Annotated in this window: 8 protein-coding genes; 7 read left to right on the top strand and 1 reads right to left on the bottom strand. The window is 47.8% G+C overall.

Going from position 1 to position 11,430, the window contains the following annotated elements:
• The 7 genes from ACUNWA_RS02190 to ACUNWA_RS02160 form a co-directional block, all read left to right on the top strand.
• On the top strand, positions 1-1,448 hold a 1,448-nt coding region (locus tag ACUNWA_RS02190), incomplete at its 5' end, for a hypothetical protein (protein WP_445590242.1).
• Between the two features lie 506 nt (positions 1,449-1,954).
• Entirely contained in the window at positions 1,955-3,061 is a 1,107-nt protein-coding gene (locus tag ACUNWA_RS02185) for a hypothetical protein (RefSeq protein WP_445590241.1), read from the top strand.
• A gap of 372 nt (positions 3,062-3,433) precedes the next feature.
• Positions 3,434-4,519, top strand: a complete 1,086-nt coding sequence (locus tag ACUNWA_RS02180) for a hypothetical protein (RefSeq protein ID WP_445590240.1) — start codon at positions 3,434-3,436, stop codon at positions 4,517-4,519.
• 275 nt (positions 4,520-4,794) lie between these two features.
• A complete protein-coding gene (locus tag ACUNWA_RS02175; protein ID WP_445590239.1) occupies positions 4,795-5,148 on the top strand; it encodes a hypothetical protein in 354 nt (117 codons plus the stop codon).
• A gap of 287 nt (positions 5,149-5,435) precedes the next feature.
• Positions 5,436-6,128, top strand: a complete 693-nt coding sequence (locus tag ACUNWA_RS02170; protein WP_445590238.1) for a hypothetical protein — start codon at positions 5,436-5,438, stop codon at positions 6,126-6,128.
• Positions 6,129-6,650: 522 nt separating this feature from the next.
• A complete protein-coding gene (locus ACUNWA_RS02165; RefSeq protein ID WP_445590237.1) occupies positions 6,651-8,831 on the top strand; it encodes an Ig-like domain-containing protein in 2,181 nt (726 codons plus the stop codon).
• Positions 8,832-8,854: 23 nt separating this feature from the next.
• Entirely contained in the window at positions 8,855-9,823 is a 969-nt protein-coding gene (locus ACUNWA_RS02160) for a PorP/SprF family type IX secretion system membrane protein (protein ID WP_445590236.1), read from the top strand.
• A 1,090-nt stretch (positions 9,824-10,913) separates the two neighbouring features.
• Here ACUNWA_RS02160 and tpx read toward each other — a convergent pair.
• Complete coding sequence (tpx, locus tag ACUNWA_RS02155; protein ID WP_445590235.1) at positions 10,914-11,426, bottom strand: thiol peroxidase; 513 nt, start codon at positions 11,424-11,426, stop codon at positions 10,914-10,916.
• Positions 11,427-11,430 lie beyond the last annotated feature (4 nt).

Here is an 11,430-nt window from a genome sequence, read left to right as displayed (position 1 = left end):
AAGCCGACAACTGTACTGCCAATCCGGTTGTCGCTTGGGTAAGTGATGTATCGGATAACCAAACTTGTCCGGAAACGATCATCCGGACGTACAGCGTGACGGATGACTGTGATAACCAAATCCTGGTTACGCAGACCATTACCATTGACGATACTACTAATCCGACCATCAGTTGTCCGGACAACATGAACGATATTACCTGTGATGTTTCAGGACTGGAAGCGTTGAGTGGCTTTGCATTCTCGACAACACCACAAACAATTGATGTCGCGGCCTTGGTAGCAGCGGGCGGAACGGCATCCGATAATTGTGGTATTCAATCTTTGAGTTATCAGGACAGCCAAAGTGGCCCTTGTCCAACAGTGGTGACCAGAACCTTTACGGTTGTTGATATGTGTAATAATTCAAGTAGCTGTGTTCAGACGATGACATTAAACGCACCAGCGGTCACCTTTACCGAACCATCTGACTTAACGATCGATGCCTGCGACTTCGCCGACCAGTCGGCTCTTGACCAGGCGATTTCAAACTGGGTTGACGCTCAGACTACCGCGCTGACCAATAACATCGCCAATGGATGTGATCCACAGGTTGCTCACGACTATGTAGCACAAAGCATCACGCTATGCGATGGCGGTAGTGTAAACATAAACTGGACGATCACCGACTTGTGTGAGACCATCAACACATCGGCAACATTTACGCTCACGGCAGCTGATGCGATTACCTTTACCTGTCCGGCACCGGTAAGCATCCCCGCCTGCGAAACCCAAACAAATATTGAAACAGCATACAATGCCTGGATTGCCGGTTTCGGCTTCGCTGGGGGCTGCAATCCAACGGATAATCTAAGATCCATGCCGGTGCTTCCGGCTGATGCTTACGACAACGGAGCAGATTTGACTTTTACCTATACCCTAAATGATTTGTGCGCTACGGAAAGTTGTACATCAACATTTACCGTTGTACCGGATCTTATTGCGCCTACCTTCACAACACAGCCTTACGAAAATTGTGTGGATCGACTGCACTGGGCGATTTATGACGAGACGAACCCGATTCCGGTTTACAATCATAAGGATCCAAACCTGGAAAAATCGCCGGTGGATTACCGGACCATGCTTCCAGGTGAGACTTACCTGGATGTGCAAGATCTGGCTGATAATTGTTGTGATTCGGAAGACCTGATTATCAACTGGCGCATCGATTTCAGTGATACGCCTAATCCAATCACAGGTGATCCGGTTACTCATCCTTCCATTATCGGAAGGGGACAACCCTCAACTCACGGAAGCGATATTCTGCTGTGGGGCGATGGCGTGACGTTTACGACCATGACCCATACGATAAGCTATTGGGTGGAAGATTGCAACGGCAATATATCGGCGGAGCAAACAGAGACTATTACAATTACACCACGACCACAAATTATAAAAATGAATGAATAGAATGAATCAAAAATATGACCCAATGCCCGCAGCGGAAGTCCGATGGCACCAGCCAATAGGCTGTGCTCAGCGACGGGCTGCATGTGGGCTGTCAGAATCGATAGAAACCAAAAAAACTGAAAATAATTCGCCTATGGAATAAAACACAAAAAAGAATAAACATACCGAGTCGGAGGCTTTGGGTTTCGGGAGTCCTCACACTGAAACACACAACCAAAGGGACAGGCCGCCAGCCGCACCGCTTAGGACCCGGGCGACAAGCAGGCCATCGCCCGAACACCCAAGCCCACACCGGTAAAAAAAGGTTGCAAGCTGAACGATTCAGCAAACAACATCCTGTTTAAATATTCACTCCGTGAATTTCACAGGGAAAACCAAGCACTGAAATAGGATCAAATCAATTATCAATACACATGAAAAATAACGTTTAACGAATTAACCCATGACTAGTTATCTAATTCTCAATTGACACTTTAAATCAACTAGTATTCACATTAAATTTCTACATGATGAAAAAGCAAATTTTATTTCTAACGTTTTTTGTACTGGCAGTTTTTGCCGGAATGAATAAATCTTATGGGCAAGAAGTCGATTATCTCGAATTACCTGCTGGTGATGTGGTGCCTAGTTACTGTGTCCCTGCGGCTCCACTCACAAACTGTGCTGAGGGCAGTCCATTGGCTCCTGTACCCGGTGTTCCTTACGATTATACGATTACATCAAGTTCGGTCGGTACGATCCATTGGTTTGTCACCGACGATCCGAACGTCATGACTGCAGAAAGAACTCTAACTTCAACCATTGACCCAGGAGATGGTAATGGCAAGTATATCTTGACTTCAGATGCAACCTATAATGCTCCAGCAAATACGTCTGCGACTATTAATTTAACCTGGAAATCATTTGATGGAACAGCTAATGAAGTTTTGTTAGTTGCTTATGCTGTAGATGATGCAGGATGTACAGATAACATCGAGGTATATCGGATAATACCAGCTTACAACTTTACACTTGATATTGCTGGATTATCTGATGAGGGTGCGGCAGGTGCTACAGAATGTGTTGCTCCGGTTCAGAGTGCAACATACGATGGAACGAATTTAAATGTGGAGTATGGAATAAACTATGTCTTCTTTACAGTTAATGCTGCAAACTGGCAGACCTCGTGGATGCCTACCTTCTCAGCAACAAATGTCGGTGGAGGAAGTACTCTTGGTACTCCGGAGTGGGCTTATCCTGATGAATCAATGAATACAGGAGCATGGAAAGCTTCAGGAGTGGATCAGGTAGAAGCTTCGCATTATGCCAGCAATGACAACGGTTTTATTGGGGCAGGTGGTGAATGTATTATTATTCGAGTTCCTGTAGATCACGGCATTACAACCGAAAACATAACCGATGAAACCATTAACCTGGTTGTTAATGGTGAAATGCTTGACCCGGAAACAATTGGATATAGCGGATTGTACCCTGACTTAGAGGACGGCGCTAGCTTAGGCGATCCATGTATTAGTGATTTAACAACTGATAATGCTGATTACGTGATTACTCCACGACCTGACATTACTGATGTTGATCCTCAGTCATTTGAGAACAAAGTTCCTAGAGACTAAGGAATGAGTTATTTGCTTTTTCATAACCCAAGATATCCTTGCTCCGGTCCGTTAAGGGCCGGGGCCGAGGCCTTCGGAAAGCTTGGAAAAGCAAAAGTGACGGATAAACTTTTTGGGACTTTTGCGATCTTTGCGGTTTAAACGCACGCACGACATCCGGACGATTCGGAAGGATACGAAAACGGAACATGTAAACTGAAAATAAAGACTGGCAACAGTCAGACGAAACGAACCTGTCCGATAGTGGACGCGCTATATATCACTAATTAAAAGTGATAGCGATTTGAATATTCAATTCAAGAACTAAAATTTCACGAATGATTACGAACCATTTTATGACATGATCTTTTTTAAACAAAAAAACGATTTATTATGAAAAAGCAATTTTTAATTCAGACTTTTTTGGCGCTGGCGCTGTTTGCCGGTGTGAATGATACACTGGGGCAGACGGCGGTACACAATAGTGATACACGGGGCATCGTCTGTGTGGATGGGCCGCTGAACCCGATTGCGGGAAAAGAGTATACCTACCAGGCCACCTCAAACCAGACTGGCAATTATACCTTCTGGTCGACCCAGGATATGAGCTTCATATCTACTGATGCGACGGGTGTGACAACGACGAATATTGGAACCATGTTTACTTCGCCAACAACAACTCCAACAGGGACTGACTTGATCGTCACCAGTGCCAACTATGGTGTGGCCGATGCTGCGGACAATGTTCAGATTACCTGGTCGGATGCTACCTTAGCCAAGGCCACAACTGATGCACCGATTTTTGTTGCCGTCAATCAGCAGGGTGATTGTACCAATAACTTTGAAGCTTGGGCGATTCAGCCAATTAAGGCTTTCATCGTCGATATCCGGAATATTGATCCCGCTGACGGTACGACTCCCCTTGACTATGATACCGGGGCTGAGACTTGTTTCGACGAGGTGAGAGGGGCAACTTATAATCCCACAACGGGCGGGATCGAATACGACTTCGGTACGCAGGTGCTGTATTTCGAAGTTGTTGCGGCCAACTTTACCGGGCACTGGATACCAACATTTACCCTGTCGGCACTGGGCACTGGCCAAACGGCAACCATTGAATGGGACTATGATTTGAATTTTAATGATCCCAAGCTGGAAGTATCCGGAACTCAAAGTACGGTAAATGTTACCACCAACGAGGGAAGTACAACGAACGGGGTTTCGATTTACGTGCGGGTTACGATTTCCAACAATACCTATGAAGGTTTAGCTGCTGAGGATATTACACTAACAGTAGATGGTGTCAACTCCATTGGTGACTGGGATATCGAAAACAACACGCTTGCTGATGCAGGGCCGTTGTGTAACGCAGGAACATTGAATGATGGCATGGATGCAGCTACACAAACACTGACTCCACGTCCGGATGTACAAGATGCTAGTCCGAATCCATTTATTCCAGGAAACGAAACGAACTAGCATGGTTCTTTGGAATGCTTTTTCATGACCACGATATCCTTGTCCCGATCCGAAATGGGGTCGGAGCAAGAGTCCTGGGTGCAACCATGGAAAAGCGAAAGGCAAAGATTAAACATGGCGAGCTTAGCGCTTCTCCGCGTATTTTGAGCTTACAAAACGGAAACGCAAAAGCCGCTGAGGAGACTTTAAGACGGTGCACCGCGTTTAGCGGGTAAAAATTGCAAGGTTTTATCATTCAAAGCGATAGAAGCTTGTGAACTGTAAATGACATCGATATGATTAGCAACAAGCACGGACCTCCCGGATGGATGCATCCGCCGAATAAGGGAGCGCCACGCGGGCCATCGCCTGGATTAGGAGGCCAACAGATGTTTATCGTACTCGGTTATTTTGACCGGATCAGGCAGGGTATGCAGGAAAGAAGCGAAAACGAAGACTTGAGTTCACGATGGGACGAGGCTCCTTTGTGGAACGCTGTGCTCCCTGTGGTTGAGTTTTGGGAAGATGAGAGAGTGAGAGGGATTGAAGGACTTTATACGAAGGCACGAACACACGAAGGTAGGAAGGCACGACCGGAGGAAAGAGTCGTGAGTTGCGAGTCGCGAGTATCTGAAAATCGGAATATCTGAACATCTGTCAATATGGATAAACTTTGAAAAATGGTCAACGAAAAACAACAGTTCACCATCCTCCTCGCACACTCGGGGACTCCTCCTCAAAAAGGAGAAATGGGTAAGGCGCAACTGGCAAGATTCTGGAACACGGAGGAAGGAGTCGTGAAGACACGAAGGTGTGAAGGTGCGAGAAACTGACAACCGATAACTTAAAATTGTATCAATGAAATAAACAAGAAAGTGATGAGCAACTTGAAACGGTTAACTCGAAACTGTTAACTGACAACTGTAATTTGATTTAAGTGAAACAATTGATGTACCATATCATCCGTCTGGCGCTGGCACTCTTGCCGGTGATGCTGACTGTGGCTTCTGCTACGGCCCAGATACGTACGGTATATCAGGGAGAGACCATTGAGCTTAGCGTTGTTCAGGAAGGTAATAACACCTACACCTGGGATTTGTATAACGACCCGAGCGTCAACTTTGCAACAGTTGATGGCAATGCCTTGCCCAATGAAGCGTTCTTTGTTGCAGGCAACACCGGACCAAACGTTCAGGTCACCTGGCTCGAAGCCGGCATCTACTTCTACCGTGTACTGACAGTGGATGAGGAAGGCTGTACCAACCACTTGAAAGTGGGCATGCTTGAAGTGCTGGAATCCTTGCCTACAGCAGATCTGGAACTCAAGCCTAACGAGATCTGCATTGGCGACCCCGGCTTTATCACTGTCACCTTAACCGGAAATCCGGCTTGGGAGATTACGCTTGAAGCCGTGAATGAGAATGGAGATGTAACCGATGTTACACGCTATACCGTGGGTGAGAATGATCCTAATCCATTCGAAATTCAGGTTAACCCGACCGAAACAACCATTTACCGGGTAACCGAACTTAAAGACAAGTATGGCAACAACCTGGATCCGGCAGCCAGTGCCACCTTAACGGTGCATCCATTGCCTGTGAACTCCAGAATTTATAAGGTAACGCAATAGGGAGAGATGAAAACGAAGGCACGAAGACATGAAGGCACGAGAGAGAGAGAGAGAGAGAGAGAGAGAGAGAGAGAAGGATAGAAGAAGAAAGGTTAAAGGATAAAGGGAGAAGGATTGAAGGAGACCGGAGGAAGGAAGGCACGAGGGCATGAAGACACGAAGGTACGAGGGTACGAGGGTGCGAGGGTACGAGGGTGCGAAGGTGAGAAGGATAAAGGAGAAAGGAGAAAGGTTAAAGGGAGAAGGATTGAGGGATAGAAAGAGTAGTGAGTATCTGAGAATCTGAAAATCCGAGTATCCGAAGATCTGACAACTGATAACTGACAACTGTGAACTGATATGAAAGACACGAACGCACGAGGGATGGCAACTATCAACTGAAAACTGATAACCGCTTACAGATTGCTTCGCTGCGCTCGCAATGACGGAACTTGAAACTTGAAACTGACAGCTGATAATGAAGACACGAAAACACAAAGGCACGACAACTGACAACTGTAAACTGATAACTGATAACTAAAAATGAACAGGCTGAAATACATACTCATGCTGCTGATGCTGACTGTTACCGCCCAGGTAATGGCCCAGAAGAGCTATGTCATTGATGAAGTATGTATTGGAGCCGAACGTACTTACCGAATTGATGGAGAAGAAGGCTCCAGCTGGGAATGGCAGCTAAGGGCTGCCGATGGCACGGAGATGGCACTAACGAATTCTGCGGGAGCTGACTTTAGCGACACCGATGCTCAGGGACAAGCGATTTATGGCAGCGAAATCACCATCAACTGGAATGTAGCTCCCGGCACTTACAGCCTGTCGACCGAACAAACCAGCACCTTTGGCTGTGAGAATCATGAGCTGGGAACCATTGAAGTCTTCCCTATTCCGATGGCTGATGCCGGTAGTGATCAGACGATTTGCTTCGGCGACACGATATTGCTAAGCACTGCCACAGCCAGCGAATACAGCAGCCTGCTCTGGACGTCAAGCGGCGATGGCCATTTTATTGATCCCAGTCTGCTTCAAGCGAGCTACGTCCCGGGAGGACTGGAAATCCAAGGTGAATCCATCACCTTAACGCTCACCGCCTACGGCCTGTCGGGCAATTCCAGCTGCGAACCGGCTGTCTCGACCATGACCATCCATGTGCTCCCCCCAAATAGCACGCCTGATGCCCTGGACGATGAAGCAATTACCGAACATAACCGGACAGTCGATATTCCGGTCTTAATCAACGATGCTGATCCGGAAGGAAGACTGGACAGCAGCTCGGTGGTGGTGATTTCGGAACCCGAACATGGTACCTGGCTGGTGAATGACGACCATACCATCAGCTATATTCCGGAGGCCGGTTACGTAGGAACCGATCAGTTTGTTTACCAAATCACGGACAAGGATCCGTGTTATACTTATTCGGATGAAGCGGTGGTTACCATCACCGTTCTGAAACCCAACCAGGCGCCTATTGCTGAGGTGGACCGGTTTGTAGGTGCCTGCGAAAATATTTTTGGCGATCTGCTTCACAACGACCATGATCCGGACGGCGACCAGCTGATTGTCAACACCAGCCCCATCACGCAGCCAGTGAATGGAACAGTGACCATCTATGACGATGGCACCTTCCTGTACGAATTTACACGCGGCACCGCCTTTACCGACAGCTTTAGCTATGGCATTTGCGACGACCACTTCTTCACCCTCTGCGACCAGGCCATGGTATACCTTACCGTGGAGCTGGATACCGACTGCGACGGAGTACCCGATAACATCGACATTGATAAGGATGATGACGGCATCGTGGATTGGGTGGAAGGCGATGATTCGGTCGACACCGACGGCGACGGCATCCCCGATTACCTCGACCTGGATTCGGATGGCGATGGTATTCCGGATAACATCGAAGCCCAGGAGTTTTATCCGTATGTGCCCCCATCAGGTATCGATGAAAATGGCAATGGACTGGATGACATCTATGAAACCGATGGTCGCTTGGGTATTGACCCGGTAGACACCGATCGGGATCGCATTCCGGATTACAAAGACTCTGACTCGGACAACGACAATGTGCCCGATAAGATTGAAGGTTATGACATTGGTGCCAAAGGAATCGCGGAGATTGACCCCACTCAAACCGACACGGACAAGGACGGGCTGGATGATGGCTACGACAACTTCTACGGAGGGGTCGATTACGACAATCCCGATAGTCCCTACGGCTCGAACCCACACTTGCAGGATTTTGACGGCGATGGCATCCCGGACTGGCGTGACACCGATGATGATGCGGATGGTATTCCAACGCGATTTGAAGACCTCAACAATAATGGTATTTATTACGATGATGACCTGGATGGCGACGGACATCCGGAGTACCTTGATATTAATGCCGACTGTGTCATGTTTATTCCTGATGGCTTCTCACCAAACGGTGATGGCATTCATGATTATTTCCAGATCTTCTGTATCGAAAAGTATCCGAATGCCAAACTGCTGATCTTTGATCGTTGGGGTAAAAAGCTCTATGAGCATGAGAATTACGGAAATCTGGATTACTGGGAAAGCTATGAAAAAGCCTGGTGGGATGGCACCCGCACCAACGATGGCGACATGGGACAGCCTAAACTACTGCCGGGCAATTACCTGTATGTGCTGGTCAAAGGAGACGGTAACAAGGAGAGTGGCACTGTCATGCTTTCTTATTAAAATTGATTAATATCGTAACGAAGATGAAACGACGCATACCATACCTAACAACGCGCAAGCCCACGAACAGGACATTGCTCCTGCTTATGCTGGCCGTGCTGTGGGCTATGCCTTCGTTTTCGCAGTCCGACCCCATCTTCACCCAATACATGAACAGCATTCAAACCGTTAACCCGGCCTATGCCGGCATGTGGGATAAGGTAGGGATGCAGGTGTTTACCCGTCAGTATTATGTGGGACACGACCGTGCACCCTTAACCCGTGCCATCATGTTCTATAAGCCCATTAAGAACGAAAACAATGCCATTGGTCTGGATATTACTGACGACCGGCTGGCCTATGAGAAGAAGCTAACCATCACGGCCGACTACGTGTACCAAGTGCGGCTCGACTGGAAAACAAACTTGCGGCTTGGGCTAAAAGCGGGAATTGTGAATTACGACAACCTCCTGACCCAATACGACCTGTACCCGGATGGCATTGAAGACCCTATGTTCATGAACGATGTGGAGATCAAACTGATGCCTACTTGGGGAATCGGGGCTATGGTTTATACCAAGGACTACTTCATCAGCTTATCTATTCCAAAGATCATTGCCAATAACTTCCAGGCCAACCGCACCAACTATTCATCGCTGGCCGAGATGCAATATGCCTACCTGATTGGGGGCTATCTGTTTGGCACCCAACGTCAAATTCGTTTTAAGCCCACCTTTATGTTGAAAGGTGCGATTGGCGCTCCCCTGCAACTGGACCTCTCAGCCAACTTTATGCTCTACGATAAGCTCTGGCTTGGCGCCATTTACCGAACCACTCACACGGTGGCCGGCGTTGTTCAGCTGGAAGTGATGCGCCACCTGAAAATAGGCTATGCCTTTGACTACTCCCTGGCGCAGGAATTCAGCAAGTACCACTACGGAACTCACGAACTCCGCCTGATTTATGAGTATGATTTCTACCGACGTCCCTACACCAAGAAACGTTATTTTTAGGAGAGCATGGGGGAAAGAGCTGAGCGAGAAAAGCATGGGGCCGAGAGCAGCGTGCATGAAGAGCAGGAGAAGGGAAACGGGAGGCTTGAGTCACAAGTAGTGAGTCGCGAGTAACTGAGAATCAAGAACCAGGAACCAAGAGTCAAGAGGGCTGCCTGCACACAGCAACCTGACAGCGTCCGAAGACTAAGATCTAACCACAGAGTGGCACGGAGTAATTCACAGCGAATCAAGAAGCCGAACGAATAATTCCCCCACTTCACCGTGAGGTGAAAAGCGCGCAGTCTACGAGCTTATGAACCTACGAAGGCACGAGGTCACGAACGCACCGATTACCAGCAATACCTAAATCCTCCACTTCACCGGCAGGTGAAAAGCGCGTTGGCCGAAAATTTGGCCCGGGCCGGTGGAAGCCTCGCGAAAGGGAGGATGAAATTTTCAGGCTATTTCTTTGCTTCCCTGCCCGTCCGGCAGGCGGGGTTTCTTTTCATCGGAAAAGAAATGACAGGAGATTAGCTGTTTTTTGCGGCGCATGCCTGCTTTGAAGTTATACAAAACAGGGCGGTTGCGCCTTTGGCTTTTATGCTCTCGTTACCCGGGGCGATGCCCCGGGCTAATTGCTGATGCCCCTTCAGGGCGGAGAACATCGGGTTAAAACATTTAGAGAAGAATTTATTGAACTTCTGACGGAACATGGGATCGAATTTGATGAACGCTATTTGCTGTGATATTTACCGCTAAAAGCATCTAAACCAGCTGAACGCCCTTTCGGGGTTCTGGGGTGTCGCGTTATTGATCGTTTTCCGTAGGTTCTACCTACGGCTACTGTTGTTAAACCCTTCGGATTGATCCCACAAAGCTAAAGATCAGTCCCTTACTCACAGATAGCACGATGAGCGGACAAAGAAAACTCCAGACCTAAATGGATGCACGAGAGCACGAAGACACGAGGATACGAACGGATGAACGCACGAACCAAATAAAAAAGCCAAGCCCCGCTGACATGCAGCTAAAGCCTGGCTTCTTTATTCATTCTTTTTGATCCGTTAGCTAAAGCAACCAGCAATAGCTAAAAACCGCCGTTTCTTTATTAAATCAATTCTTTAACCACATCCAGTGCGCCGTCATAGTCGGGCTCGGTAGTTACTTCAGGAACGAACTCAACATACTTAACCGTTCCTTCCTTGTCGATAACCACCGTACCGCGCGCCAACAAACGAAGCTCCTTAATCAGAAAGCCATATTTAGATCCAAAGTCCACTTCTTTATGATCGGATAGGGTAACGACTTTGTCCAATCCTTCAGCAGCACAAAACCGGCTCTGTGCAAAAGGCAGGTCACAGGAAATGGATAGCACAGCGGTATCGCCCAGCTGCGAGGCTTCGGCGTTGAAACGGCGATTTTGTGCCTGGCAGACGCCTGTGTCGATTGATGGATAAATAGCCAGAATGCGTACTTTCCCGTCGTAATCTGACAATTTCACAGGCTCCAGGTTTGCACTTAATACGGTAAAATCAGGCGCTTTTGCGCCTACCTGAATGGGCTCACCCACTAGGGTTAAAGGATTACCTGCAAAGGCAATTTTTCCAGTTGTTTCTTTCATCTTG

The sequence above is a fragment of the Sunxiuqinia sp. sy24 genome (assembly GCF_052677165.1).
This window is presented reverse-complemented; position numbering and strand designations above follow the sequence as displayed.

Bases quoted from the DNA above. Each gene is read 5' to 3' on its own strand.
- ACUNWA_RS02185 (WP_445590241.1), top strand. From the start codon at position 1,955: ATGATGAAAAAGCAAATTTTATTTCTAACGTTTTTTGTACTGGCAGTT.
- ACUNWA_RS02180 (WP_445590240.1), top strand. From the start codon at position 3,434: ATGAAAAAGCAATTTTTAATTCAGACTTTTTTGGCGCTGGCGCTGTTT.
- ACUNWA_RS02175 (WP_445590239.1), top strand. From the start codon at position 4,795: ATGATTAGCAACAAGCACGGACCTCCCGGATGGATGCATCCGCCGAAT.
- ACUNWA_RS02165 (WP_445590237.1), top strand. From the start codon at position 6,651: ATGAACAGGCTGAAATACATACTCATGCTGCTGATGCTGACTGTTACC.
- ACUNWA_RS02160 (WP_445590236.1), top strand. From the start codon at position 8,855: ATGAAACGACGCATACCATACCTAACAACGCGCAAGCCCACGAACAGG.
- tpx (WP_445590235.1), bottom strand. From the start codon at position 11,426: ATGAAAGAAACAACTGGAAAAATTGCCTTTGCAGGTAATCCTTTAACC.